This is a genomic window from Loktanella atrilutea, assembly GCF_900128995.1.
Taxonomy (GTDB): domain Bacteria; phylum Pseudomonadota; class Alphaproteobacteria; order Rhodobacterales; family Rhodobacteraceae; genus Loktanella; species Loktanella atrilutea.
On the sequence record NZ_FQUE01000001.1, the window covers coordinates 349,817 to 376,692 of the forward strand.

Annotated in this window: 25 protein-coding genes; 9 read left to right on the plus strand and 16 right to left on the minus strand. The window is 66.3% G+C overall.

The features are described 5' to 3' along the window. Positions 1–403: 403 nt before the first annotated feature. Together BUA54_RS01655 and BUA54_RS01660 are read right to left on the minus strand one after the other, a co-directional pair. Positions 404–1,384, minus strand: coding sequence for a glucokinase (locus BUA54_RS01655; protein WP_072855463.1), 981 nt, complete (start codon positions 1,382–1,384; stop codon positions 404–406). Beyond that, on the minus strand, positions 1,381–2,712 hold the full coding sequence (locus BUA54_RS01660; RefSeq protein ID WP_072855464.1) for a GH1 family beta-glucosidase: 1,332 nt from the start codon (positions 2,710–2,712) through the stop codon (positions 1,381–1,383). The genes BUA54_RS01655 and BUA54_RS01660 overlap by 4 nt, the downstream gene beginning before the upstream one ends. 136 nt (positions 2,713–2,848) lie before the next feature. Here BUA54_RS01660 and BUA54_RS01665 point away from each other — a divergent pair, with 136 nt between their 5' ends. Both BUA54_RS01665 and BUA54_RS01670 read left to right on the plus strand, forming a co-directional pair. Continuing rightward, the gene (locus BUA54_RS01665) at positions 2,849–4,492 is read left to right on the plus strand and encodes an alpha-amylase family glycosyl hydrolase (protein ID WP_072855465.1); all 1,644 of its coding nucleotides are present in this window, start codon (positions 2,849–2,851) and stop codon (positions 4,490–4,492) included. An 11-nt stretch (positions 4,493–4,503) separates the two neighbouring features. Then, on the plus strand, positions 4,504–5,271 hold the full coding sequence (locus tag BUA54_RS01670) for an HpcH/HpaI aldolase family protein (protein WP_072855466.1): 768 nt from the start codon (positions 4,504–4,506) through the stop codon (positions 5,269–5,271). Between the two features lie 49 nt (positions 5,272–5,320). Here BUA54_RS01670 and BUA54_RS01675 read toward each other — a convergent pair whose 3' ends face one another. From BUA54_RS01675 to BUA54_RS01690, 4 genes are read right to left on the minus strand one after another with little or no spacing between them, the layout of a single operon-like run. After that, positions 5,321–5,551, minus strand: coding sequence for an N-(5'-phosphoribosyl)anthranilate isomerase (locus BUA54_RS01675; RefSeq protein WP_072855467.1), 231 nt, complete (start codon positions 5,549–5,551; stop codon positions 5,321–5,323). A gap of 35 nt (positions 5,552–5,586) precedes the next feature. Then, the gene (locus BUA54_RS01680) at positions 5,587–6,654 is read right to left on the minus strand and encodes a methyltetrahydrofolate cobalamin methyltransferase (protein ID WP_072855468.1); all 1,068 of its coding nucleotides are present in this window, start codon (positions 6,652–6,654) and stop codon (positions 5,587–5,589) included. Continuing rightward, positions 6,651–7,577 carry a methylenetetrahydrofolate reductase gene (locus BUA54_RS01685; protein ID WP_143155341.1) on the minus strand — a complete coding sequence of 309 codons (927 nt, stop codon included), beginning with the start codon at positions 7,575–7,577 and terminating at the stop codon, positions 6,651–6,653. Before BUA54_RS01685 ends, BUA54_RS01680 begins: the two co-directional genes overlap by 4 nt. A 50-nt stretch (positions 7,578–7,627) precedes the next feature. Continuing rightward, the gene (locus BUA54_RS01690) at positions 7,628–7,924 is read right to left on the minus strand and encodes a virulence factor (protein WP_072855470.1); all 297 of its coding nucleotides are present in this window, start codon (positions 7,922–7,924) and stop codon (positions 7,628–7,630) included. Positions 7,925–8,178: 254 nt separating this feature from the next. On the opposite strand from BUA54_RS01690, the gene BUA54_RS01695 reads away from it, so the two are divergent. Together BUA54_RS01695 and BUA54_RS01700 are read left to right on the plus strand one after the other, a co-directional pair. Then, entirely contained in the window at positions 8,179–9,291 is a 1,113-nt protein-coding gene (locus BUA54_RS01695) for a Ppx/GppA phosphatase family protein (RefSeq protein WP_072856092.1), read from the plus strand. A 90-nt stretch (positions 9,292–9,381) separates the two neighbouring features. Then, on the plus strand, positions 9,382–10,122 hold the full coding sequence (locus tag BUA54_RS01700) for an RlmE family RNA methyltransferase (protein ID WP_072856093.1): 741 nt from the start codon (positions 9,382–9,384) through the stop codon (positions 10,120–10,122). Here BUA54_RS01700 and BUA54_RS01705 read toward each other — a convergent pair. Continuing rightward, positions 10,101–10,703, minus strand: a complete 603-nt coding sequence (locus BUA54_RS01705; RefSeq protein WP_072855471.1) for a sulfotransferase family protein — start codon at positions 10,701–10,703, stop codon at positions 10,101–10,103. The genes BUA54_RS01700 and BUA54_RS01705 overlap by 22 nt on opposite strands. A 198-nt stretch (positions 10,704–10,901) precedes the next feature. On the opposite strand from BUA54_RS01705, the gene recA reads away from it, so the two are divergent. From recA to BUA54_RS01725, 4 genes are all read left to right on the plus strand, one after another. Further along, positions 10,902–11,981: a recombinase RecA gene (gene recA, locus BUA54_RS01710; protein WP_072855472.1), complete on the plus strand. Its 1,080-nt coding sequence runs from the start codon at positions 10,902–10,904 to the stop codon at positions 11,979–11,981. A 175-nt stretch (positions 11,982–12,156) separates the two neighbouring features. Beyond that, a complete protein-coding gene (alaS, locus tag BUA54_RS01715) occupies positions 12,157–14,811 on the plus strand; it encodes an alanine--tRNA ligase (protein WP_072855473.1) in 2,655 nt (884 codons plus the stop codon). Next, positions 14,808–15,095, plus strand: coding sequence for a DUF1330 domain-containing protein (locus BUA54_RS01720; protein WP_072855474.1), 288 nt, complete (start codon positions 14,808–14,810; stop codon positions 15,093–15,095). The genes alaS and BUA54_RS01720 overlap by 4 nt, the downstream gene beginning before the upstream one ends. Positions 15,096–15,115: 20 nt before the next feature. Next, positions 15,116–15,562, plus strand: a complete 447-nt coding sequence (locus BUA54_RS01725) for an MOSC domain-containing protein (protein ID WP_072856094.1) — start codon at positions 15,116–15,118, stop codon at positions 15,560–15,562. Positions 15,563–15,730: 168 nt separating this feature from the next. Here the strand turns inward: BUA54_RS01725 and typA are convergent, their stop codons facing one another. From typA to BUA54_RS01770, 9 genes are all read right to left on the minus strand, one after another. Then, positions 15,731–17,548 carry a translational GTPase TypA gene (typA, locus tag BUA54_RS01730; protein WP_072855475.1) on the minus strand — a complete coding sequence of 606 codons (1,818 nt, stop codon included), beginning with the start codon at positions 17,546–17,548 and terminating at the stop codon, positions 15,731–15,733. A gap of 63 nt (positions 17,549–17,611) precedes the next feature. After that, positions 17,612–17,947: a DMT family transporter gene (locus tag BUA54_RS01735; protein ID WP_072855476.1), complete on the minus strand. Its 336-nt coding sequence runs from the start codon at positions 17,945–17,947 to the stop codon at positions 17,612–17,614. A gap of 100 nt (positions 17,948–18,047) precedes the next feature. After that, a complete protein-coding gene (locus BUA54_RS01740) occupies positions 18,048–19,046 on the minus strand; it encodes a hypothetical protein (protein ID WP_072855477.1) in 999 nt (332 codons plus the stop codon). Positions 19,047–19,300: 254 nt separating this feature from the next. Beyond that, positions 19,301–19,903, minus strand: coding sequence for a YitT family protein (locus BUA54_RS01745; protein WP_072856095.1), 603 nt, complete (start codon positions 19,901–19,903; stop codon positions 19,301–19,303). A gap of 110 nt (positions 19,904–20,013) precedes the next feature. Next, positions 20,014–21,222, minus strand: a complete 1,209-nt coding sequence (locus BUA54_RS01750; RefSeq protein ID WP_072855478.1) for an NADP-dependent isocitrate dehydrogenase — start codon at positions 21,220–21,222, stop codon at positions 20,014–20,016. A gap of 93 nt (positions 21,223–21,315) precedes the next feature. Continuing rightward, positions 21,316–22,317: a serine hydrolase domain-containing protein gene (locus BUA54_RS01755; RefSeq protein ID WP_072855479.1), complete on the minus strand. Its 1,002-nt coding sequence runs from the start codon at positions 22,315–22,317 to the stop codon at positions 21,316–21,318. Positions 22,318–22,374: 57 nt separating this feature from the next. Next, positions 22,375–23,358 (minus strand): quinone oxidoreductase family protein, encoded by a 984-nt coding sequence (locus tag BUA54_RS01760; RefSeq protein ID WP_072855480.1) that lies wholly within the window; start codon positions 23,356–23,358, stop codon positions 22,375–22,377. 86 nt (positions 23,359–23,444) lie between these two features. Further along, complete coding sequence (locus tag BUA54_RS01765) at positions 23,445–24,050, minus strand: TorD/DmsD family molecular chaperone (protein WP_072855481.1); 606 nt, start codon at positions 24,048–24,050, stop codon at positions 23,445–23,447. Next, on the minus strand, positions 24,047–24,637 hold the full coding sequence (locus BUA54_RS01770; protein WP_072855482.1) for a DUF3306 domain-containing protein: 591 nt from the start codon (positions 24,635–24,637) through the stop codon (positions 24,047–24,049). Before BUA54_RS01770 ends, BUA54_RS01765 begins: the two co-directional genes overlap by 4 nt. 284 nt (positions 24,638–24,921) lie before the next feature. Here BUA54_RS01770 and BUA54_RS01775 point away from each other — a divergent pair, with 284 nt between their 5' ends. After that, entirely contained in the window at positions 24,922–26,871 is a 1,950-nt protein-coding gene (locus BUA54_RS01775; protein WP_072855483.1) for a 4Fe-4S binding protein, read from the plus strand. Positions 26,872–26,876 lie beyond the last annotated feature (5 nt).

Below are 26,876 nucleotides of genomic sequence, written 5' to 3' on the forward strand. Positions count from 1 at the left end.
CAGCGACAATCGGCTTTGGTGACCGGCCTGTAAGGTGACGGTCGGTTCGAACGGCAAGGTGATTTGAAGTAAGGCGTTGGCCGGGCAACCATGCTGGCCGCTGTCAGCGCCCTGTGGCAAAGATAATGCGTTTGGCGCAACGTCTGGCATTTGCCGGGAACGGTGAGCCCATGACTGCCATCGACAAAAGCAGCAGCAGGACTCATCGCGCTGAGCAGATTTTTTCGCCGGATACCTAGAAAGGTCGACGCCATGACCCGAAGACCATCGGTCTTGGCCTAATCCTGAACGAGCCGTGACAATGGTTCTGAATTTCATCCTGAGGCTGATCTTGCATGAGCGCGGGGACTTGATCGGCCAAGCTGTGCGTCGATCCACCCCTCCGCCCCCCGAACCAAATCGTTCAGTCGGCAGCGGACAGGGCCATGAGGTGTGCGGCGGACCCGGTCAGGGCGGCGTAGTCGTCCTCGACCACCGACACGCTGAAGTTGCCCATGAACCCTGCGAAGCGGCCCTTGTCGCGGAAGGCTTCGCCGAAGCCGAATTGCGAAAGGTAGGGGGCGATGGCGCGGGCTACGCCACCCACAAGGAAGACGCCGCCGAAGGGCAGCTGGATCAGCGACAGGTTTCCGGCGACGGTGCCGAGGATCCGGGTAAAGATCTGCACCGCGTCGACCGCCCGGGGATCGCGCCCGTCGGCAAGGGCCGCCATGATCATATGGGCGCGCTCCTCGCGCGGATCGCCAGCCTCTTGCCCAAGAAAGGCATAGACCCGTTCCAGCCCGCGCCCCGACAGCACGTCCTCGACCGCCGGGAACCCGTGCGCGTTCGACACGTAGCGGCACAGGCGAAGCTCCTGCTCCGTGCGGATCGGGAGGTTGGCGTGGCCGCTCTCGGACGGCGTCACGAGGCGGCCGGCATCCGTCTCGAACACCGGGGCCGCGTTGAAACCGGTGCCGACGCCGATCACCAGCTTGGCGGCATGGGCGCCGCCGGCGATCCCGTCAAGGATCGGCAGCACATTCGCGGGATCGAGGAAGCCCAGTGCATGCCCCTGCGCCTGCAGGTCGTTCAGGATCGCCACGGTCTCGGACCGCGTCGCGCGGGCCAGGGTGTCCTTGTCGATGACCCAGTCGAGGTTGGTCATCGTGGCGCGTCCGTCGCGCACCGGTCCCGCCACCGCGACGCAGGCGGCATGAGGGTCGAGGCCGCCGGAATCCGCCTCGAACTGGCGGATCACGCTTTCGAGGCCGGGGAAGTCGGCATTCTGGTAGCGCCGCACGGTGTCCGGCAGCACGCGCCGCGCCTCTGCCAAAGCGATCCGCGTGTTCGTTCCGCCGATATCGGCGACCAGATTGTAGGAATTGGCGGGCGGCAGGGTCATGGGACGTTCTTTCGCGGGGCGATGGCGGACTTCAGCGCGTGATAGGAGGCTTTCGGCGTCCGGTCCAGCGTTTCGAAATCCACGTGGACGAGGCCGAACCGCTTCTCGTAACCGAAGGCCCATTCGTAATTGTCGAGCAACGACCAGTAGAAGAAGCCCTGCAGGTTCACGCCAGCGGCGATGGCGTCGTGCATCGCACCCATGTGCGCATCGATGAAGGCGATGCGCGCCTCGTCGTCGGTGCCGACCGCATCGGGCCAGGCCATGCCGTTTTCGGTGACGAAGACCGGCAGGTCGCCCACGTAGTCCTGCGCCATCCGTGTCAGGGTCCGCTTCAGCCCCTCCGGGTAGACTTCCCAACCCATCTGGGTCTTGTCGAGCGGCCCTGTGACGGGCCGCGTGCCGGGCCACGTCGCCTCCGGATCGGCGGCGACAAGCCCGCGGGTGTAGTAGTTCACGCCGAGGAAATCGATCGGCTGGGCGATCTCTGCCATGTCGTCCTGCCAGCCCCGCGGCAGGTGGGGCCCGAAGCCCTGCAGCGCCTCCTCCGGGTAGGTGCCTTTGGTGATCGCCTCGATGAACCAGCGGTTGTGGGTCGCATCCTGCGTCACGGCGGCGGCCCGGTCGGCGGCGCTGTCGGTGGCGGGTTCAGTCGCCTCGAAGTTCAGGACGATGCCGCAATTCTGCATGCCGAGGTCCCGCAGGCGGGTCATCGTGCGGCCGTGGGCCTTGTTGACGTGATGCATCGCGCGGGCCGCGGCGCGGATATCGCGCAGGCCGGGGGCGTGGTGGCCAAGGAAGTGAGACAGATAGGCGACGCACCAGCTTTCGTTCAGGGTGGCGATGGAATGGACCCGGTCGCCGATGCGGTTCGTGATGACCTCGGCGTAGTCGGCCATCCAGTCGGCGACGTCCGGGTTCGTCCAGCCGCCCAGATCGGCCAGCGCGGACGGCATCTCCCAGTGGTAGAGGGTCTGGAACGGTCTGAGCCCACGGGCCAGGCAGCCGTCGACGAGGCGGTCGTAGAAATCGAGCCCCTCCTGATTCACCTGACCCCGCCCTTCGGGCAGAACGCGCGCCCAGCTGGTCGAGAAACGGTAGGCATCCATGCCGGCGTCGCGCAGCAGGTCGAGGTCGCCCTCCCACCGGTGGTAGTGGTCGCAGGCGACGGCCCCGTCCTCTGCCCGCACGACATTTTCCGGCCCCTTGGCGAAGGTGTCCCAGTGCGTCGGACCGCAGCCGCCGAAAGACGACCCCTCGATCTGGTAGGCCGCGGTAGCGGCGCCGAACAGGAAGCCCTGCGGAAAGTCGCTGCGGGTCAGTTTCATGAGGTCCTCCGGCCGGTCACGTCCCTATCAGTCGCGCACGGGCCGGAGAATGACAAGACCGCCGACCTTCGGCCCGTTGTGTTCGCAGGTGGGCGTTGCTAGCAGAAGACAAAGCGCGCAGACCAAGGACGCCCCCATGACGCCAGCCAAGATCGACAACGTCGCCAACCCTGACTGGTGGCGCGGCGCCGTGATCTATCAGATCTATCCGCGCAGTTTTCAGGACAGCAACGGCGACGGTGTCGGCGACCTTCTGGGGATCGTCGGGCGGATTCCCTATATCACGTCTCTGGGTGTCGACGCGATCTGGATCTCGCCGTTCTTCACCTCGCCGATGAAGGATTTCGGCTATGACGTCAGCGACTATTGCGATGTCGACCCGATGTTCGGCACGATTGCGGATTTCGATGCGGTGGTCGAAACGGCGCATCGCTTCGGCATCCAGGTGATGATCGACCTCGTGCTGAGCCATACCAGCGACCAGCACCCCTGGTTCAAGGAAAGCCGCGAGGACCGCACCAATCCTCGGGCCGACTGGTATGTCTGGGCCGATCCCAAGCCGGACGGCACGCCGCCCAACAACTGGCTGTCGATCTTCGGCGGCAGCGGCTGGCGGTGGTCGCCCCGGCGCGAGCAGTATTACCAGCACAACTTCCTCGCCAGCCAGCCGGACCTGAACTTTCACAACATGGACGTGCAGGATGCCCTGCTGGATGTCGCCACCTTCTGGCTGCACCGCGGTGTCGACGGGTTCCGGCTGGACACCATCAACTTCTACACCTGCGATGCAGAGCTGCGCGACAATCCCGCGCTTCCGAAGGAGCGGCGCAATGCCACCATCGCGCCCGCCGTCAACCCCTACAACCATCAAGAGCATGTCTACGACAAGAACCGGCCCGAGAACCTCGACTTCCTGCGCAAGCTGCGCGCCGTCATGCAGCCCTACGGCGCCGCCGCCGTGGGCGAGGTGGGCGATGCGCAGCGCGGGCTGGAGATCATGGGCGAGTACACCCGCGGCGATGACCTGATGCAGATGTGCTATGCCTTCGAGTTCCTGTCCGACACCCAGCCCACCGCCGCCCGCATCGTCGAGGTGATGCAGGATGTCGACCGGCTGGCGGCCGACGGCTGGGCCTGCTGGGCGTTTTCCAACCATGACGTGATGCGCCATACCAGCCGCTGGAACCTGTCGACCGGGGCGCAGCGGATGTTCGTCACGCTGATCATGGCCCTGCGGGGGTCGGTCTGCCTCTACCAGGGCGAGGAACTGGGACTGCCCGAGGCGGAGCTGCGCTTCGCGGACCTGCAGGATCCCTACGGCATCGAGTTCTGGCCGGAGTTCAAGGGCCGCGATGGCTGCCGGACACCGATGGTCTGGGATGCCGGGGCGCAGAACGCGGGGTTCTCGACGGCCCCCCGGACGTGGCTGCCGATCGGCAACGCGCACCGCGATCTGGCGGTATCGGTGCAAGAGGCGGACCCGGGCGCGGTGCTGCACCACTACCGCAAGGCCATCGCCTTCCGTCACACGCACCCGGCGCTGCGCACCGGCGCGCACGACGGTTTGAAATCCGACGGCGACGTGATCTACTTCACGAGAGAGACCACGGCCGAAAAGCTGTTCTGCGTGTTCAACGTGTCCAACAGTCCCAGCAGCTTCCGGATGCCCGAAGGGCACTGGCGCTCGGTCGGTCAGGAGTTGGGCAGCGCCACGATCGGAGAGGACGGCTGGCTGCATCTGGGGCCGTGGCAGGCATGCTTCGCGCTCGACCGCACATGAAGGACTGACCCATGGACCTGCCCGAGAACACCCTCAAGACCCGCCTGCAATCCGGCGAGGTGCTGACCGGCCTGTGGCTGTCCAGCGCGTCGTCCCTGCTGGCGGAACTGGCCGGGCAGGCCGGGTTCGACTGGTGCCTGATCGACGGAGAACACAGCCCGCAGAGCCTGCCGGACATGCTGCCGCTGCTGCAGGCACTGGCCGCGACGCCGACGCCGGCGGTGATCCGGATACCGGCAGCCGAGGACTGGATGGTCAAGCAGGCGCTGGACATGGGCGCCCATGCCGTGCTGGTCCCCCTCGTGCACGATGCCGATACCGCCACCCGGATGGCGCGGGCCATGCGCTATCCACCGGACGGGACGCGCGGCATGGGGGCGGCAATGGCGCGGGCGTCGCGCTTCGGCGCGATGACAAGCTACGCGCATCAGGCCAACGCCAACGCCTGCCTGATCGTGCAGGCCGAGAGCCGCGCCGCCCTGGACAACATCGATGCGATTGCCGCGGTCGACGGCGTCGACGGCGTCTTTGTCGGCCCGGCCGACCTGTCGGCCGACATGGGATTCGTCGGTCAGCTGGAGCACCCGGAGGTCGACGCCGCCATCGATCACATCATCGCGCGGACGCAGGCGGCAGGCAAGTTTGCGGGCGTGCTGACCTTCAACCCGGAGCGAATCGCGAAGTATCGCAGGATGGGCGTCGCATTCCTTGGCGTCGGCGGCGATGTGGCAGTGCTCGCGAAAGCCCTGCGGGTGCTTGCGCAGGAAGCGCGGGGGTAGCCGATTTTTCTAGAAAAATCGGAGACTCCAAATTTTCTAGAAAATTTGACTAGAACAGGACCCGGATCGCGCCAGAGTGGCAGATCACCACGAGATCGGCACCCGTTTCGATGAGGTGAAAGCCGCGGCGTCGCACTTCCGCCTCGAACCGATCGCGACCGACCTCCTGAGCGACCCAATCGGCCTTGCGCCGGATTACACCTCCCTGAGCGACGGCCTTGGCCGTGAAGATCTGTGCAAGCCAGTCTTTAGGTGCATGGGTGCGGGTCACGATCTTCATGCCCGCACCACATCATAGCTGACGTAAAGACGTGGTTAACCGCGCTTGCGGCGTCCCGTGCGCGCACGACCTTCGCCTTCGGCGACGACGGCGCGGTTGAAGCGGATCCATTCGCCGCCCGACGGGTCGTTGTCGGTCAGGAAGTTGGCGGCGCGGATCGCCTCCATTTCGGATCCGGCGCGCGACTTGGTCGAGCCGAGGCCGGTCAGCTGGCAGAACAGCTCCAAGTCGATGTCGTCAGGCACCATGATCCCGGCGGCGGCAAGTTCGGCCTTCTTCGCCTCGATCTTGGCCGCCGTCACCGGCAGGGCGACCGGGTTCATGATGGCGGACGTCATGCCCGTCGCCATCGCCATCGGCAGGAAGGCGTTGTTGATCCCGTGGCGGTTCGGCAGGCCGAAGCTGATGTTGGACGCGCCGCAGGTGGTGTTCACGCCCAGCTCGTCGCGCAGGCGGCGGACGAGGGTGAAGACCTGCAGGCCCGCGGTCCCCATTGCGCCGATCGGCATGACCAGCGGATCGACCACGATGTCATGGGCCGGGATGCCGAAGTCGGCGGCGCGCTCCACGATCTTCTTTGCCACGGCGAAGCGCACCTCCGGGTCTTCTGAAATGCCGGTGTCGTCGTTGCTGATCGCCACGACAGGCACGTTGTATTTCTTGACCAGCGGCAGGACGAGTTCCATCCGCTCCTCTTCGCCCGTGACCGAGTTCAGCAGCGGACGGCCTTCACAGGCGGCCAGACCTGCCTCCAGCGCGCCGGGGACCGAGCTGTCGATGCACAAGGGCACGTCGACGACGGCCTGCACGCGCTTGATCAGTTCCGGCATCAGCATCGGCTCGACGAAATTGTTGTCGGCGTAGCGGGGATCCTCGGCCATCTTGTTGGTAAAGACCGCACCGGAGTTGATGTCGAGCACCGTGGCCCCGGCGGCGACCTGCGCCATGGCATCGGCCTCGACCCGGCTGAAATCGCCCCGTTCCAGTTCGGCGGCGAGGATCTTGCGGCCCGTCGGGTTGATGCGTTCACCGATCACGCAGAAGGGCTGGTCAAAGCCGATGATGGCGGTCTTGGTCTTGGATTCGACGATGGTGCGGGTCATGCGGGGTCCTTCTGCGGGTTGGCCGGGCGGGCATTGGCGCCGCCGTGGTCCATGGCCCACTTTGCGTTGGTCTTGATCCCGCCCAGCGGGAAGAAATGCACGTTCGTGACATTGAAGTCGGGGTGGGCGGCCTTGTGCGCGGCAAGGGCGGTAATGACCTCGTCCGGCTCGTAGGGCAACAGCAGCTTGGTCACATCCATCGCGCGGCGTTGCAGGACGCGCAGGGACGGGCCGACGCCGCAGGCCATCGCGAACTTGATCATCGTCTGCAGCTTGGCGGGACCGGCGATGCCGATGTGGATCGGCAGGGTGATTCCTGCGTCCTTCAGCGCGTCCGCCCAGGCGATGATCGGTTCCGCCTCGAAGCAGAACTGGGTCGCCAGTGCCATCTGCGCGTCCGTCGTGTCGCTGAAACGCTGTTTCCAGCGCAACGCCTCGCTGACGTTGGTGTCGGACCCGTCCGGATCGATGTCGCGGTTGCCTTCCGGATGACCCGCGACGTGCAGACGCCTGAAATCGGCGAAGGCGCCGGACTCGAGCAGTTGCATCGAGGTCTCGAAGTCGCCGTGGGGCAGGGTGACGCCACCGGCCAGCAGCAAGGCCTGATCGACGCCCGCCTCGCCTTGGTAGCGGGCGATCCAGTCGGTCAGTGTGGCACGGTCCTTGATGATGCGCGCTGGAAAGTGCGGCATCACGGCGTAGCCGTCACGCGCCAGCCGCTTCGCGGTGGCGACCATGTCCTCGATCGGGGTGCCGTCGATATGGGCGATGTAGACGCGGGTGCCGGCGGGCAGCAGCGACTGGAAGTCCTCGACCTTCTCGGCGGTGCGGGGCATCACCTCGATCGAGTAATCCTTGAGGAAGGCGGCCACCTGCGCATCCGGCGCGACGGCGGGGGCCGGTTTCTTCTTGAGAAAGGGCATGAGCGACACGACGGACTCCTTCAGTCTGTGGGGCAGGGACGGCGTGTCGGTCACGACCAGCCGTCGTTGTCGATCAGCGTCCGCAGGCGGTCCGCCGTATAGTCGCGGTCGAGACGCGCGGCCTCGGAACTGGCGACGACGGCATCGTCGCCCTCCATCGTATAGGGGTCGCCACGACGCATGCCGGCCAGATAGTCCTCGGTGCCGGCGGCACCCGACTTCATCGCGGCGCGGTCGATGGCCTGTTCGAAGCGTTCCGGCAGCTGGATCTTGGTCGCCTTGCGCCCGCGGCCGACCATGACCTGCGCCGGCATGTCGCGCCAATAGATGATGGTGACGTCTGGCATTCGCGTGATCCTCTCGCGCCCCGGGGGCGTGTCTGCCCCGCTGTCTAACAGTCCGGTGCCCCGCAGAATGTCGAATTTCGACATTCTGCGTTGACTGCGCGACGGTATCGCCCGCGCCGCCTGCGATGGCCAGACCCGCGCGCGCCCGAATCCCGCATGATGATGGTGAAGCGCCTTCATGCCGCAAGGCAAACCCTTGCAAGCGCAGGCCCGAGCGCCTAGCCTTGAGGCAACTCGAAATGGAGGGCGTGACCATGGCGCCCAAGCGTCCCCTTGGTGCGGGCGCGTTCCCGATAGCGGTCGATACCCCCGCGCCACAGACCCCGGATCCGGAAACGCTTTATGCGGCTCTCGATCTGGGGACAAACTCGTGCCGCATGCTGATTGCCCAGCCGAAGGGCAGCCAGTTCCATGTGGTCGACAGTTTCTCCAAGTCCGTCCAGCTGGGACAGGGATTGGAGAGCAGCGGAAAGCTGTCCCGCGCGTCCATGAACCGGACGATCGCGGCGATGCGGATCTGCAAGCAGAAGCTGGAGCGTCACAAGGTGACCCACATGCGCCTCGTCGCGACAGAGGCTTGCCGCCGTGCGCGCAACGGCGCCAATTTCGTGGCTCAGGTACGACGAGAGACCGGCCTCAAGCTGGAGATCATCAAGCCTGAGGAGGAGGCGCGGCTGGCCGTCATCTCCTGCGCGCCGCTGGTCAGCACCAAGACGGAGCAGCTGCTGGTCGTCGACATCGGCGGCGGCTCGACCGAGCTCGTCTGGATCGACCTCGGTCATGTGCCCGCCCGCGAGCGACCGCGCGCCATCATGCGGCTGCACGCCGGTTTCACCGCCGACCCCGGTCCCTTTGCTGCGGCCAAGGTCGTGGACTGGATTTCCGTGCCGCTGGGTGTGGCCACCCTGCGCGATCAGTTCGTCGACGTGGAGGATGACGCCGCACGCTTCGCCCTCATGAGCTGGTTCTTCGAGGAGAACCTCGCGAATTTCTCGCCCTATACGTCGGAGCAGGCGCGCGAGAACTTTCAGATCATCGGCACCAGCGGGACGGTGACGACCGTCGCGGCGAGCCATCTGGGGCTGAAGCGCTATGACCGGACCAAGGTGGACGGGCTGCGCATGACCTCCGACCAGATCGACACGGTGATCCGCAACTACCTGACGCTGGGACCATTGGGCCGGCGCAGCGATCCGAGGATCGGGCGCGACCGGCAGGCGCTGATCATGTCCGGGGCGGCGATCCTGCAGGCACTGATGCGGCTTTGGCCGACGGACCGGCTGTCGGTGGCGGACCGCGGCCTGCGCGAGGGGTTGCTTTATGCGCAGATGTCGGCAGATGGAGTGTTGGAAGATGCGCCGTATTGAGCGCGAGCCGATTTTTCTAGAAAAATCGGAGAGAAAATTTTTCCAGAAAAATTTTCGCTTCCTTGCCGGCCAGTGGAAGAAGAAGATGACATCGTGAAGAAACCGACGAAGAATACCTCCGGTCGCGGCCAGCGCGACCTGACCGTGAAGGTCAAGACCGCCCGCGGTCGCTCGCTGTCCTCGACCCGCTGGCTGCAGCGGCAATTGAACGACCCTTACGTCAAGAAGGCCAAGGCCGAGGGCTATCGCGGGCGGGCTGCATACAAGATCCTCGAGATCGACGACAAGTACCGCTTTCTCGTCCCCGGCGCGCGGATCGTCGATCTGGGCTGCGCCCCCGGGGGCTGGTGTCAGGTCGCGGTCAAGCGCGCGAACGCCCTGGCCGAGCGGCCGTCGAAGGCGCAGGGCCGCGTGCTCGGCATCGATTTGCAGGAGGTGGAGGCGATCCCGGGGGCGGAAATCCATCAGCTCGACTTTTTGTCCGAAGATGCCGACAAGCTGGTCATGGCATGGCTCGACGGACCTGCGGATGTGGTGATGTCCGACATGGCGGCGTCATCCTCCGGTCACAAGCAGACCGACCATCTGAAGATCATCGCGCTGTGCGAGGCGGCGGCGGAATTCGCCTTCGACGTGCTGACGCCGGGGGGCACCTTTGTCGCCAAGGTGCTGGCCGGCGGGGCAGAGGGCAATCTGCAGAAATTGCTGAAGTCCCGGTTCGAGAAGGTGGCCAACGTGAAGCCGCCCGCGTCACGCGCCGACAGTTCTGAGAAATTCGTCGTCGCGACCGGCTTCAAGGGGCCGCTGGTTCAGGACGATCCGGACGCCTGATCCCAGACTGCGAACTCCGCCGCGCACCGGTCGCGCAACTTCGCCTCGACCGCCGGGCTGAGCGCCGTGTCCCGCCGCGGCGAGACGTTCAGGCGGGGCAGGTCGAGCGTGACGTTCAGCCGCCGTTCCAGAAACGCGATCAGGCGGTCCTGATCCTCGTACCGGAACAGATGGTCGACGGCGATCTGCCCGTCGCCGTCGCAGACGAACTTGGCCTGGCTGCCGACATTCGCGAAGGGTGCCGGCTTTCCCTTCGTGTATTCCAGCACGAAATCGTCGAATGAGATGTCCTTCGTGCTGTTGGGATGTCCATCGAGATCGGGCCGACCCCGGTAACGGTACCAGCTGCCCAGCCAGTCGACGGGATGACGCAGGACGGCCATGGTCTCCGGCTCCCGCCCGCCGGCCTGAACGAACAGCGGTTTGAGGAAACGGCGGTAGCGGTAGATCGGCGCATGCTTGATCGTCGGCGGATCCCGCAGGACCATGGCGGCCTTCGGCGCCAGCGCGCCTTCGATCGCCGTGGTGCCGGTCTTGGGAACCGCAAGGAATACGAGGTTTTCCTTCCAGAACACCAGCATCGCCACCTCCGCATCAGATAAATCGCGGCCACCTTATGGGATGCACGCTTTTTTAACCACTGGGGTGCAAGGATAAAATGGTTAAGAAAAAGATTGAAATGTTCCTGCTTTGGTCCCATATCATGTGTCGGAACAGACCAAGAACGAATTGCGGCGTTGCCGCGCACCCACCGGGCATGACATAAGGACGCGACTGACATGGCAACGGCAGAACTTCTGAACATGACTGACAAGAAAACCGCCGACAAGCAGAAGGCGCTGGAAAGCGCCCTGGCGCAGATCGAGCGTCAGTTCGGCAAGGGGTCGATCATGACCCTTGGCGGACAGAATCAGATGCGCGACATCGAGGCGACCAGCACCGGGTCGCTGGGGCTGGATATCGCGCTGGGCATCGGCGGCCTGCCCAAGGGCCGCATCATCGAGATCTATGGTCCCGAATCCTCGGGCAAGACGACGCTGACCCTGCATTCCATCGCGGAAGAGCAGAAGAAGGGCGGCGTCTGCGCCTTCGTCGACGCGGAACATGCTTTCGACCCCACCTATGCGAAGAAACTGGGCGTCAATCTGGACGAACTTCTGATCTCGCAGCCCGACACGGGCGAGCAGGCGCTGGAGATCGTGGACACGCTCGTCCGCTCCGGCGCCGTCAGCCTCGTCGTCGTCGACTCCGTCGCGGCGCTGACGCCCAAGTCGGAGATCGAGGGCGACATGGGCGACAGCTCTGTCGGCGTCCACGCCCGCCTGATGAGCCAGGCGATGCGCAAGCTGACCGGGTCGATCAACCGCTCCGGCTGCATGGTGATCTTCATCAACCAGATCCGCATGAAGATCGGCGTGATGTTCGGATCGCCCGAGACGACGACGGGCGGCAACGCGCTGAAGTTCTATGCTTCGGTCCGCCTCGACATCCGGCGCATCGGGTCGATCAAGGACCGGGACGAGGTCGTGGGCAACTCGACCCGCGTGAAGGTCGTCAAGAACAAGGTGGCACCGCCCTTCAAGCAGGTCGAATTCGACATCATGTACGGCGAGGGCATTTCAAAGACCGGCGAGCTGCTGGACCTCGGTGTCAAGGCCGGTGTCGTCGAAAAGTCGGGCTCGTGGTTCAGCTACGGCGACGAGCGCATCGGGCAGGGCCGCGAGAATTCCAAGCAGTTCCTGAAGGACAACCCCGCCACGGCGCTGGAGATTGAGGACAAGATCCGCGCCGCCCACGGTCTGGATTTCGCCATGACCGAAGGCGGCGACAGTTCCGATGACGATCTGGTCGAAATGTAAGCGCCACGCTTTTGAAAGAACGGTGCGGGGCGACACCAGAAACGCCTGACACGTTGGACGACGTGGACAATACCCGGGAAAGGGCGCGGCGCAGGCCGTGCCCTTTTTCGTTATGGCTTTACGGTCCGGCATGGCCCCGCTATTTCAACGGCAACCCAAGTTGACAGGCGCTGACATGACATCCCTTTCCGATATCCGTTCGACCTTCCTGAATTTCTACGGGCGCAACGGGCACGAGGTCGTGGCGTCCAGTCCGCTGGTGCCGCGCAATGACCCCACCTTGATGTTCGCGAATTCCGGCATGGTGCAGTTCAAGAATCTGTTCACGGGGGTCGAGACGCGGGATTACCAGCGCGCCACGACGGCCCAGAAGTGCGTGCGCGCGGGGGGCAAGCACAACGATCTGGACAACGTGGGCTATACCGCGCGGCATCACACGTTCTTCGAGATGCTGGGGAATTTCAGCTTCGGCGACTATTTCAAGGACGATGCCATCGCCTTTGCCTGGGAGCTTTTGACCAAGGATTTCGGCCTGAACAAGGACAAGCTGCTGGTCACCGTCTATCACACGGACGACGAAGCGGCCGCGATCTGGAAGAAGGTCGCGGGCATCACCGACGACCGGATCATCCGTATCCCGACCGACGACAACTTCTGGCGGATGGGGCCGACCGGCCCCTGCGGGCCCTGCACCGAGATCTTCTATGATCACGGCGACAGCATCTGGGGCGGCCCTCCGGGCTCCGCCGAGGAGGACGGCGACCGGTTCATCGAGATCTGGAACCTCGTCTTCATGCAGAACGAGCAGTTCGAGGACGGCACGATGCGCCCGCTCGACATGCAGTCGATCGACACCGGCATGGGGCTGGAACGCATCGGCGCGCTGCTGCAGGGCAAGCATGACAACTATGATACCGACCTGATGCGCAGCCTGATCGAGGCCAGCGCCCACGCCACCAGCTCCGACCCCGACGGCCCCGGCAAGGTGCATCACCGCGTCATCGCGGACCACCTGCGGGCGACCTCTTTCCTGATCGCCGACGGCGTGATGCCATCCAACGACGGGCGCGGCTACGTCCTGCGCCGGATCATGCGCCGCGCGATGCGGCATGCGCATCAGCTGGGCGCGCAGGATCCGCTGATGTACCGCCTCGTGCCCTCTTTGGTGCAGGAAATGGGCGCGGCCTATCCGGAGCTGGGGCAGGCGCGCACGCTGATCGAAGAGACGCTGAGGAACGAAGAGGTCCGCTTCCGACAGACCCTCGACCGGGGACTGAAGCTGCTGGACGACGAGGTGTCGCGGCTTGGCGAAGGCGAGAACCTCGCCGGCGAGGCGGCCTTCAAGCTCTACGACACCTACGGCTTCCCGCTGGACCTCACGCAGGACGCGCTGCGCGAAAAGGGGCGCGGTGTGAATACCGAAGGCTTTGACAGCGCCATGGCGGAACAGAAGGCCAAGGCGCGTGCCGCCTGGGCCGGGACGGGAGAGGCGGCGGATGCGTCGGTCTGGTTCGATCTGGCCGAAGACAAGGGTCTGACCGATTTCCTCGGCTACGACACGCTGACCGCAGAGGGCCAGATTCTTGCGCTGGTCGTCGACGGTGCGCAGACCGACACGGCAAAGGGCACGGTGCAGATCGTGCTGAACCAGACGCCGTTCTACGCGGAATCCGGTGGTCAGGTCGGCGACACGGGCACGATCAGGACCGAGACCGGCATGGCACGGATCACCGACACCAAGAAGGTTGCGGGCGTCTTCATCCACTTCGGAGAGATCACGATGGGCGAGATCAGCCGCGGGCAGGGGGCGCAACTGACCGTCGACATGGATCGCCGCGACGCGGTGCAGGCCAACCACTCTGCCACGCACCTTCTGAACGAGGCCCTGCGCGAGACGCTGGGCGATCACATCGCGCAGCGCGGATCGCTGAACGCGGCGGACCGCCTGCGCTTCGACTTCAGCCACAACGCCGCGCTGTCGGCAGAGGACATGCGCTCGGTCGAGGAGACGGTCAATGCCATGATCCGCCAGAACGCGGCTGTCGAGACGCGGATCATGACGCCGGACGATGCGCGCGGACTGGGGGCGCAGGCGCTCTTTGGCGAGAAATACGGCGACGAGGTGCGGGTCGTGTCCATGGGGCGCAAGGCCGGCTCCGGCAAGGGGGCCGACGGGCAGACCTGGTCGCTGGAACTGTGCGGCGGCACCCATGTGAAGCATCTGGGCCAGATCGGCACCTTCGTCCTGCTGGCCGACAGCGCCAGCAGCGCCGGGGTGCGGCGCGTCGAGGCGCTGACCGGTCAGGCGGCGCTGAACCACCTGCGCGCGCAGGACGCGACGCTGGCGCAGGTCGCGGCGACGTTGAAGGCGCCGGTGGCCGAGGTGGCAGAGCGGGTGCGCAGCCTGATGGACGATCGCAAGGCGCTGGTCAACGAAGTGGCACAGCTGCGCCGCGACCTCGCCATGGGCGGCGGCAAGGCCGAGACCAGCGTCGAGACGGTCAACGGCGTGACCTTTCAGGGCCAGCTGATGCAGGGCGTCACCGGCAAGGACCTGCCAGCGCTCATCGACGACATGAAGGCCCGCATGGGCAGCGGCGCGGTCCTGCTGATCGCCGAGGCCGGCGGCAAGGCCGCTGTCGCTGCCGGCGTGACGGCGGATCTGACGGACCGGGTGTCGGCCGTCGATCTGCTGCGCGCGGCGGTGGCAGAGCTGGGCGGCAAGGGCGGCGGTGGCCGACCCGACATGGCACAGGGGGGCGGCGCATCCGTCGATAACGCGGAAGCGGCCATCGCCGCGGCCCGCACGGTTCTGGAGGGACTGGCATGAAAACGGCACTTTGGGTGGCGCACGTCCACGTGACGGACGCGGAGGCCTACGGCAAGTACGCAGCCCTCGCGACGGGTGCGATCACGGATCACGGCGGCGTCTTCCTCGCCCGCGGCGGCGCCTACGAGACGCTGGAAGGTCCCGATCGGCCGCGCAACGTGGTCGCGCGCTTTCCGTCGATGCAGGCCGCCCACGATTGCTATTATTCCGATGCCTACCAAGCGGCACTGTCTCACGCCAAGGGCGCTGCGCAGCGCGAGTTGAGCATCATCGAAGAGCTGTGAGCCCCGCCTCGCTGGCCGAGATGATGAGCCGCCACGCGCAGGCGGGGCGGCTCGACTGGATCGGCCTGCGGGCGGCGCGGCGCAGCGCCGTGATCCCTGTCGACCGGGTTGCGGTGGCCGAGGACGGTCTGGCGGGCGACCACGCACGACCGGGCAAGCGCGCCGTGACGCTGATCCAGGCAGAGCATTTGCCAGTGATCGGGGCCCTGACCGGCCGCGCTGTCGCCCCGGCAGACCTGCGGCGCAATCTGCTCGTGTCCGGCATCAACCTCGCGGCCCTGCGCAAGGGGCAGGTGCGGATCGGTGATGTCGTGTTGACCGTCGAGGGGCCTTGCCCGCCGTGTTCTCGCATGGAGGAGGTTTTGGGGCCGGGCGGATACAACGCCGTGCGCGGACACGGCGGCTGGTATGCGAGCGTCGCAACGGGCGGCATGCTGCGGGTTGGCGATGCGGTGATGGCGAGGTAGCCGAATTTTCTAGAAAATTCGGAGACTCCGATTTTTCGGGAAAAATCGGTGGGGGGCCAGCCCCCCGTCGCGCGAGGCGCGACTCCCCCCGAGGTATTTGTGACGAGAAGAAGGATCAGACAGAGCCTGACGTGAATAGGCCCGCCTCAGGGGCGGGCCTTTGAAGGATCAGCTGGCCTTGGCGTGGCGCTTGCGCTCGTGCGGGTCGAGGTAGCGCTTGCGCAGGCGGATGGCGTTCGGCGTGACTTCGACCAGTTCGTCATCGTCGATGTAGGCGATAGCCTGTTCCAGCGTCAGCGTGATTGGCGTCGTCAGGCGCACGGCCTCGTCCGTGCCGGAGGCGCGGACGTTGGTCAGCTGCTTGCCCTTCAGCGGGTTCACCTCGAGGTCGTTATCACGGGTGTGCTCGCCGATGATCATGCCGGTGTAGACGGCCTCCTGTGCGCCGATGAAGAACTTGCCGCGATCTTCCAGCTTCCAAAGGGCGTAGGAGACGGAGGTGCCGTTTTCCATCGAGATCAACACGCCCTGCCGGCGACCCTGGATCGGGCCCTTGTAGGGGGTCCAGCCGTGGAACAGGCGGTTCAGCACGCCGGATCCGCGGGTGTCGGTCAGGAATTCGCCGTGGTAGCCGATAAGGCCCCGCGACGGGACATGGGCAATGATGCGGGTCTTGCCGGCGCCGGCGGGCTTCATCTCCAGCAGGTCGCCCTTGCGGGGGCCGGTCAGCTTCTCAACCACGGCACCGGTGTACTCGTCATCCACGTCGATGGTGACTTCTTCCAGCGGCTCCATCCGCACGCCGTCCTCGGTCTTGAAGATGACCTGGGGGCGGGACACGGACAGTTCGAAGCCCTCACGGCGCATGTTCTCGATCAGCACGCCCATCTGCAACTCGCCACGCCCCGAAACCTCGAAGGCATCGCCGGTGGGGGTGTCGGCGATCTTGATCGCGACGTTGACCTCCGCCTCGCGCATCAGGCGCTCGCGGATCACGCGGGACTGCACCTTCTTGCCGTCGCGGCCCGCGAGCGGCGAATCGTTGATGCCGAAGGTGACGGTGATCGTGGGCGGGTCGATCGGCTGTGCCGGGATCGCGGTGTCGACGGACAGATCGCAGATCGTGTCGGCCACGGTGGCCTTGGACATGCCGGCGAGGGTGACGATGTCGCCCGCCTCTGCCACGTCGATGGCGGTCTGGGACAGGCCGCGGAACGCCAGGATCTTGGACACGCGGAACTGTTCGATCTTGTCGCCCTTGCGCGACAGCGCCTTCACGGTCTCGCCCGCGCGCAGCGTGCCGGCCTCGACCCGGCCGGTCAGGATGCGACCGATGAACGGGTCGGCGGACAGCGTGGTGGCCAGCATCTGGAACGGCTCTTCGCGGCGTTCGATCTGCTTGGGCATCGGCACGTGCTTGAGGATCATGTCGAACAGCGCGTCGAGGTTTTCGCGCGGACCGTCGAGTTCCATGTCGCACCAGCCGGAGCGGCCGGAGGCATACATCGCCGGAAAATCAAGCTGCTGGTCGTCGGCGTCGAGGGCGGCGAAAAGGTCGAAGACCTCGTCCAGCGCGCGATCCGGCTCCGCATCCTGCTTGTCGACCTTGTTCAGGACGACGATCGGCCGCAGGCCCAGCGCCAGCGCCTTGGAGGTCACGAACTTCGTCTGCGGCATCGGGCCTTCAGCGGCGTCGACCAGCAGGACGACACCGTCGACCATCGACAGGATCCGCTCCACCTCGCCGCCGAAATCGGCGTGGCCGGGGGTGTCGACGATGTTGATGCGGGTGCCTTTCCACTCGACACTCGTGCATTTCGCGAGGATGGTGATTCCGCGCTCGCGCTCGATGTCGTTGCTGTCCATGGCGCGTTCGGTCGTCGCCTCGTTCGCGCGGTAGACGCCCGATTGCTTCAGAAGCTCGTCCACCAGGGTGGTTTTGCCGTGGTCAACGTGTGCGATGATCGCAATATTGCGAATTTCCATGTGGTCTGCCTTTGTCCGGAGTTGTCGCGCGCATACAGTGCAAACGCAGCAAAGGCTAGTCCCTTAGTGCGGCGTGGTGTCCGAGAAGAGCTGGATCACGACGATGCCCGCGATGATGAGCGCGAGGCCAAGGACCGCGGCGCGGTCCAGCCGCTGGCCGAAGACGACGAATCCGATGCCCGCGATCAGCACGATGCCAAGGCCGGACCAGATCGCGTAGACGATGCCGACCGGCATGACCTTCAGCGCCAGCGCCATGAAGTAGAACGACGCCATGTAGGTCAGGATGCAGACCACGGTGGGCAGGGGGCGGGTGAACTGCTGGCTCGCCTGCAGCGCGGTGGTGCCGATGGTTTCGGCGATGATCGCGATGACGAGGGCAAGGTAATGGTATGGCATGCTGCCGGGATCACCGATGGACCGCGACTTGTCAATCCATGTGAAAGCGCCCCGGCAGCGGTGCTGCCGGGGCGCTTTGCCGTCGCATGGGGTGCGGGCGTCAGCCGTGATAATGCAGCCCGCGGAAGGTGCGTCCCGCGTCGCGGTCGCGACCGCCGTGAACCGCACCTGCGAAGGCTGCGACACCGGCGATCAGGGCCGCGGCCGCCAGCACGAAGGCTGTCAGGATGCCGGCGTTGCGCGCGGTACGGGCGGCTTCGACGGCCGTGGCCTTGGCCTCGTCGGCCAGCTGCTGGGCCTCGTCCTTGGCGGCCTGCACCGCATCGGCGGCCTGCTGACGGGCGGTCTGGGCGTCCGTCACGACCTGATCGACGCGGGCCTGCGCCTCTTGCTGGGTCATGTTCGTGCGCGCGGCGACGGCGCTGGCCAGATAGGTGCGGTCGGCATCGCTGACTTCACCGGTGCGATAGACATTGGCCACGATGCTGGCGGCCTGCTGGGCCACCTGCGCGGGGTCGGCGGCGTTCGGATCGACCTGTGCGGGACGCAAAAGCTGGTTCGACAGATACTCGGTCGGGTCCGCCTTGGCCTCGTCCGGAATCGCGGCACCGGCGGCATTCGCGACGCCAGAGGCGACGCCGCCGACGGCGGATCCGGCGGTCTGCACGACGGCCCCCGCGGCCTGACCAGCGCCGGCGGCGACGGAGCCTGCGGTGTTCGCGGCAAAGCTGACGGCGTTGGACAGCAGCACGGCGGTGATGATCGTGCCAAGGCCCCAGACGGTGAGGCCATTGATGCCGTCGCGGGTGGTGACTTCATCCTTGGTGGCGGACTTGACGCGGCGACGCATGCGGCCCGCGATGTAACCGCCTGCAAGGTAGGAGGCGATCAACGTCAGGACCAGCCACAGTGCGGTCAGGATCAGCTCGAAGGTGGAGGAGTCGTCGGTGCCGTCCAGCGTGATGCTCGACAGTCCGAGGGCGGCGCCGAAGGTGGTCAGCAGCAGGCCGATGGCGACGGCGACGACGGTGCCCGCGAAAATGGCAGCCCAGTCGACGTAGGATCCGTCGGTGGCCGTCGCGGTGTTCGGTGTGTTCATGGTGTTACCCTTTTGATGCGGTGATGTCGGTGTCGGTGCGGCTTAGCCCAGACCCAGCAACGACAGGACCGCCATGACCACGACAACGAGGCCCACAAGATAGATGATTCCGCCCATTTGAATTCGTCCTTCATTCTGACCGCCCGCAAGGTGCGGCGGTTTGGTGGAGGTGAACCTTGGGCGGGGTGCGTTGTTCCGTCGCAGCGGCGAAGATTCGCGCGATGCGGCTGCGGTTTGGATATTCCTGATCTGGATCAGGTCGCGATGTAGCGATCGCGGCGGTGGTTGAAGGTGATGATAAGGTTCAGCACCACGGCGCCCAGCAGGGACCACATCACGATCGTGGCCGGGAACAGGAAGAACGCGGCGCCAAAGATCACCGCATCGACCGACAGCTGCACGTAGCCCGCCTTGAACCCGGTCGTGTCCTGCACCAGCAGCGCCACGACGCCAAGGCCGCCAAGGCTGCCGTTGTGGCGGAACAGGGCCAGCAACCCGAGGCCCGTCACGGCGCCGAACGTAATCGCAGCCAGCGCCGGGTTCAGCGTGGCGAAGGTCATGCCGCGCGGGATCAGCGTGCTGAGGACGGACAGCAGCGTGACGGAGATCAGCGACTTCACGGTAAAGACCGGCCCGAGCCTGCGCCAGGCCAGCACGTAGAAGGGCAGGTTGATGACGAAGAAGACGAGGCCGAAGGACCAGCCCGTCAGGTAGGCGATGATGACGGCCAATCCCGCCGTCTGCCCGGTGATCAGGCCGACCGCCGTCAGCACCGTCAGCCCGAGGGCGCAGAGGAAGACCCCGAGGGCCATGCCCTGGATGTCTTCGAGAAGGCTGTGCTTGGTGCTCGGGCTCATGCCTGTCGGATAGGACAGCAATGATGACCTGTCTAGACGAGAAAGGCCGCCCCCGGGCGGGGACGGCCTCTGTGCTGTTCGATTTCGGAACGACTGCCCGAAAAACGGGCTTACATCGCCTTTTGCAGGTTCTGGTCGACAGCGTCGAGGAAGCCTTCGGTCGTCAGCCACTTCTGATCCGGGCCAACCAGCAAAGCAAGGTCCTTGGTCATCTGGCCGCTCTCGACCGTGTCCACGACGACCTTTTCTAGCGTCTCGGCAAAGCGCATCAGCTCGGCGTTGTCGTCCAGCTTGGCGCGGTGCTTGATGCCACCGGTCCAGGCAAAGATCGACGCGATGGAGTTCGTCGACGTCGCCTTGCCCGCCTGATGCTGGCGGTAGTGGCGGGTGACGGTGCCGTGGGCGGCCTCGGCCTCGACGATCTTGCCGTCGGGCGTCATCAGCTGCGATGTCATCAGGCCGAGCGAGCCGAAGCCCTGCGCCACGGTGTCCGACTGCACGTCGCCGTCATAGTTCTTGCAGGCCCAGACGTAGCCGCCGGACCATTTCATCGAAGCGGCGACCATGTCGTCGATCAGGCGGTGTTCATAGGTGATCCCGGCCTTCTTGAAGTCCTCGGCGAACTCCTGGTCGAAGACCTCCTGGAAGATGTCCTTGAAGCGGCCGTCGTAGGCCTTCAGGATCGTGTTCTTCGTCGAAAGGTAGACCGGGTAGCCGCGCTTCAGGCCGTAGTTCATGGATGCGCGGGCGAAGTCGCGAATGCTGTCGTCGAGGTTGTACATCGCCATCGCCACGCCGGCGGAGGGGGACTGGAACACCTCGTGTTCGATCGTCTCGCCGTCGTCGCCGACGAACTTGATCGTCAGCTTGCCCTTGCCCGGGAAGCGGAAGTCGGTGGCCTTGTACTGGTCGCCGAAGGCGTGACGGCCGACGATGATCGGCTGGGTCCAGCCGGGCACCAGACGGGGCACGTTCTTGCAGATGATCGGCTCGCGGAAGATTACGCCGCCCAGAATGTTGCGGATCGTGCCGTTGGGGCTGCGCCACATCTTCTTGAGGCCGAATTCCTCGACCCGCGCCTCGTCGGGCGTGATGGTGGCGCATTTCACGCCGACGCCGACTTCGGCGATCTTGTTGGCCGCATCCACGGTGATCTGGTCGTCGGTGCGGTCACGCTCCTCCATCCCCAGATCGTAGTAGAGCAGGTCCACGTCCAGATAGGGCAGGATCAGTTTCTTCTTGATGAAATCCCAGATAATGCGGGTCATTTCGTCGCCGTCGAGTTCGACGATCGGGTTGGCTACCTTGATCTTGGACATGGGTATCCCCTTTGGGCACGTTGCGATTGCAGACGTCCTAGCGGATATCGATGGGCGCGTGAAGGCGGTATACCTGTGTATACCGTAAAATCGTCAGGCGGCCCGCGCGGTCGGGATGATGGCCTGTTCGATCAGATCGGTCAGGACCCCGAAATAGCCGTCGCTGCGTGCGGGCAGGGTGGGGTCGGACGTGATGACGACGCTGGTCGCAAGCGCCGGGACGATGCAGATGATCTGCCCGCCGTAGCCGCGCGCCAGCGCATAGTCGGACCCTTGGGCGCGGCCCAGAAACCAGCCGTAGCCATAGGACAGACCGGAGTAGGGAGAGCGGGTCTGCGGCGCGAAGGAGGCCGCGATCCAGTCGCGGCTGACGATGCGGGCGCCGTCCCACGTGCCGCCCTGCCGGATCATCTCGGCAAAGCGCAGCATGGCCGTGGGGGTCAGTGCCATCTCGTTCCCGCCCAGATAGCGGCCCTGCGGGTCGCGGGTCCATGGCGGGATGTCGATACCGAGCGGGCGGCCCAGACGCTGGCGCGCAAGGTCCAGCAGGTTTGTGTCGGCCACCGTGGACAGGACGGCGCCAAGGACGTGGATGGACCCGGTGGAATACAGCATACGGCCCCCCGGTTCGGCCACGAAGGGACGCGACAGCGCATTGGCGACCCAGTTGCCACTGCTGACCCAGCTGCCATAGCCGGGGCCGGAGGTGCGTTCCAAACCCGCGCGCATGGTCACGAGGTCCTGTACGGTCAGGTCCGCCACGCGCGGATCGGCACCGGCGGGGATCAGGCGCGGGGCAACTTCGGACAGGGTGTTGTCGAGGGTCAACTCGCCCCGTTCGATGGCGATGCCGGTCAGGGTCGCGACGATGGTCTTGGACACGGACTTTATGTTGGCCAGCCGGTCCAGCCCCGGTCCGCGCGGCGCGATCGCCAGCACCCGCGCGCCGTTCCGGGCGACGATCAGGCTGTGCAACTGATCCAGACTCCGCGCCCGATCCGCCACGGCGTCCCAGCCGGCGGCCTGCGCCGGTAGGCGCGTTGCGGTGGCGGCCAGCGTGCCGGCAAGGAAGAGGCGTCGGGTCAGGTCTGTCATGGCCCTCAGATGGGGCGGCGGCGGCCCCCGGCCACTCACCGCCCGATCACGCCTGTGTCAGAGCGTCAGGATCGTCGAACCGGTCGTCTTGCGCGCCTCGAGGTCGCGGTGCGCTTCTGCCACCTTGTCCAGCGGGTAGCTCTGACCGATGTTGATCGTGACGGCACCGCTGGCGACCTTGTCGAACAGGTGCTGCGCCATTTCCTGACAAACCACGTGGTCCGCGATATGGCTGAACAGGGTTGGGCGGGTGATCTGCAGCGACCCCTTCTTGCCCAGCATTCCCAGATCGACCGGCGGCACCACGCCAGAGGCATTGCCGAAGCTGATCATCATGCCGACGGGCCGCAGGCAGTCGAGCGAGCCTTCGAAGGTATCCTTGCCCACCGCGTCCATCACCACGTCGACGCCGCGCCCGTTGGTCAGCTCGCGGACGCGACCGACGAAATCCTCGTCCTCGTAGTTGATCATGTGCGTGGCACCATGATCCAGCGCCAGCTGACACTTCGCATCGCTGCCGGCGGTCCCGATCAGCGTGATACCCTCGCTTTTCGCCCACTGGCAGGCGATCAGGCCGACCCCGCCGGCGGCGGCGTGCATCAGGACAGTGTCGCCGGCCTTCAGCGGGACCGTGCGGTGGAACAGGTATTCGACCGTCATGCCCTGCAGCATCATCGCCGCGCCTTCCTCGAAGCTGATCGCGTCGGGCAGGGGGCAGACCTGTGCCGCCGGCATCACCCGGGCCGCGCAATAGGCACCCGGCGGGTTGGAGGCATAGGCGGCGCGGTCGCCGACCTTGAGGTGCGTGACACCCTCGCCCACGGCCTCGATCACGCCAGAGGCTTCCATGCCGATGCCGTGCGGCAGGTCGAGGGGGTAGACACCACTGCGGTGATAGACGTCGATGTAGTTCAGGCCGCAGGCCTTGTGCGCGATGCGGACCTCGCCCCGGTCCGGGTCGCCGACGGGGCGATCCTCGATCTGAAAGACGTCGGGGCCGCCGGTGTCGCGGATGATGACGGTGCGGGCTGTATCGGTCATGGCGTGGGCCTTTCGGGCAGTCTTTGGGATACGGACATGGTGGTGGCCGCCGCCCGGAGGACAAGGGGCGGCAAGGGGAGGTCAGGTCAGGACGACATCCGGAACGCCTCGCGCTCGATCTCGAGGAAGGCGAGGCCCAGATCGCCGACGGCGGTATAGAACGCCGCCCCCTCGGCCTGGGTCAGATCGGTCATGAAGCGGTCGGCCCAGGGGCCGATATGCTTGTCGAAAAAGTCCTGTTGTGCCGCGGGCCCGGCGGGCGAACCGAACCGTCCGGTGATCAGGCCCGCCATCATCTCGAACAGGGCGGCGATGTTGTCCTCGGGATCGGATGTGCCGCCGGACCGGGCGATTCCCAGCGTCTTCATGTCGCCACGCAGCCGCGCCAGCGGCTTGTCGTTCAGAAAGCCGGTCAGGTAGTAGCTGGCGTAGGGCAGCAGTTCGCCGCGCCCGACCCCGATGAACAGCGCGTTGTATTCGCGGGTCAGCGCCTGCGGTGTCGCGGCACCCGCCGCCCGCGCCAGCCGCTCGATGCCCTGCCCAAGGCGCGATGCGTCCCCGGTCAGGCCGGCGGTGCGGTCCAGCAATGCCTGATCGGGCGGTGCAGTCAGCAGGACGGCGAGGAAGTCGTAAAGGTCCGCGCGCAGGCGATCCTCGGGATCGATGGAAAGGGAAGAGGTGGCGTCGGTCATGTGCTGTCTCCGAATTGAAAGCGCATGCGGCGCGGGAACGGGGGAGTGTCGTCTTCCGGCACGGGTGGCGGATCGGTTGCGGCGGGATCGGCGAGGGGAGCAGGGTCTTCGACCGTGGGCGCCTCTGCCAAGGCAGCGGGCGTCGGGTCGGTCACCGGATCGGGTTCCGGCGCAGCGGGCGCCTCGGGCACGGTCACCGGGTCGGACAACAGGCCGCGTCCGACCCGGTAAGCGCTGCGCAACATCTCCTGCCCGGTCGCGGGGACGGTATAGTCCGCATCGTAATCGTTCAGCCCGTCGAGGTTGGCCAGCACCGGGTCGGACCGCCACAGGCTGCGCAGCGCCCGGTTGCGCAGGTGCTGCGGCACGGCGCGCGCCATGAACGCGGCGAAGTCGTCCTCGCGCTGCAAGGTGTCCGGGTCCGGCAGGTCCAGCGCGTCCAGCAGTTCCGCGTCGGAGAGTTCCTCCGGGACCTGCTCCGGGCTGTCCACGGCCTCCTCGGATGGGGCCACCGGCGCCTCTTCGGCCGCGCGTTCCGCGATCAGCCCGGCACGGCGGCGGGCAAAGAACGACGGCCGGTCGGTCACGGGCGGGCCTGCGGGCGGCTGGTGTCGCACGCAGCAAAGGCGCCGGGCGTCGCGGGGGCAGGGGGCATGGGCTGTGTCGGGTGCAAGGTGAACCCTCCGATCAGGTCCGGGGCAGTCAGGTGGAACAGCGGACAACATGACGCAAAGCCCCTCCGCCGCCAAGGGCAAACTCCACCCCGCTGCCACGGGGTCGCGCCGCGGCCCGCCCGCATCACGCAGGTTTGCGGTTTACCTCCGGCCCGTTTGATGATGAACAGGGGTCTGCACGCAGCGGAGCATTCCCCATGTCCAGACCGGTCCTGATCTGCAGCTGCCTTGGCAGCCAGCGCGCCGACGGCCCAACCCTGTCAGAGGCGACCGGCCTGTCCTGTTCGCGCACCTTCGACAGTCTTTGCGACCGGCAGATCGATGCGGCCTCTGCCGCGATGGCGCAGGGCGATGTCGTCATCGCCTGCGGGCAGGAGGCGCCCCGCTTCACCGCCCTCGCGGCAGAGATCGGCGCCACGGTCCCCGATTTCGTCGACATCCGCGACCGCGCCGGCTGGACCGACGACGCTGACGCCACCCCCAAGCAGGCAGCCCTTCTGGCCGAAGCGATGCTGCCCGTGCCTGATGTGCGGTCGCTGGACGTGACCTCTGCCGGCACCTGCCTGATCCTCGGCCGTGACGCTGTGGCCGTCGGCGCTGCAGAGGCGCTGTCGGACATCCTCGGCGTCACCCTGCTGATGCCCGAGGAGTGGGAGGTCGAACGCCATCCCGGCTTCGACACCGTCACGGGCCGGCTGGTGCAGGCGACCGGATCGCTGGGCCGGTTCGAGACCCGGATGGACGCCCTGCGACAGGTCATCCCCGGTGGCCGCGGCCCCGCCACCCTGACGCCCCCGCAGGACGGCGCCCGGTCAGAGTGCGACCTGATCCTCGACCTGCGCGGCGACGGCCCCCTCTTTGCCGCCGACGCCAAGCGCGACGGCTACCTGCGCGCCGACCCCGCCAGCCAGCCAGCCGTCGCTGCCGCCGTGCTGGCCGCCAGCCAGATGATCGGCACCTTCGAGAAGCCGCTTTACGTGCGCCTCGAAAAATCTCTCTGCGCCCATTCCCGCGCGGAACAGGTGGCCTGCACCAATTGCCTCGACCTGTGCCCGACCGGCGCGATCAGCCCGGACGGCGATCACGTCACCGTCGACCCGATGATCTGCGCGGGCTGCGGCGCCTGTTCCGCCGTCTGCCCGTCCGGCGCGATCAGCTTCGACGCGCCCCCGGTCGAGACGGTCTTCGCCCGCCTGACCACGCTCGCCGCGACCTACCGCAAGGCAGGCGGCACCGCCCCCCGCCTGCTGGTCCACGACGCAGAGCATGGGGCAGAGATGATCCGCCTCGCCGCCCGCTTTGGGCGCGGCCTGCCCGCGGACGTCATCCCGCTGGAGGTCGCGGCCCTTGCCGCCTTCGGCCACGCCGAGGCGGTCGCCGCACTGGGTGCGGGCTTTGCCGATGTCGCCGTGCTGCTGTCGCCAAGGACCGAGACCGAGGCCCCGGTGCGCGAGGCGGCGCTGGCCAACGCCATCGCCGGGCGCGACGCGATGGTCCTGCTGGACATGACCGATCCGGATGCGCTGTCGGATCACCTCTACGACACGCCCGCCGGTCCGGTGGTGGCGACGCCGACCCTGCAGATCGGCACCCGCCGCCAGATCACGCGCCTGGCCGCCCGCACCCTGCAGCCGCAGGCAGAGGTCATCGACCTGCCCGCCGACGCCCCCTACGGCGCGGTCCTCGTCGACACCGACGCCTGCACGCTGTGCCTGGCCTGCGTGTCGCTGTGCCCCTCCGGCGCGCTGGGCGACAACCCCGACCTGCCGCAGTTGCGCTTTCAGGAAGACGCCTGCCTGCAGTGCGGCCTTTGCGCCAACATCTGCCCCGAGGATGCGATCACGCTGGAACCGCGCCTGAACCTGACGCCGGACGCCTTCCGCCAGACCGTCGTGCACGAGGAGGAGCCCTTTGCCTGCGTGTCGTGTGGAGAGCTCTTCGGCGTGAAGTCGACGATCGACAACATCACGGCAAAGCTGACGGGCCACGCCATGTTCAGCAATCCCGCCGCCCTGCGGATGATCCAGATGTGCGACGACTGCCGCGTTGCCGCGCAGTATCATTCCGACGACAATCCCTTCGGCGGCGCGCCGCGGCCGCGGCCCCGGACCAGTGCCGACTATCCGACCAAACGCCGCGACAACTAGGAGAG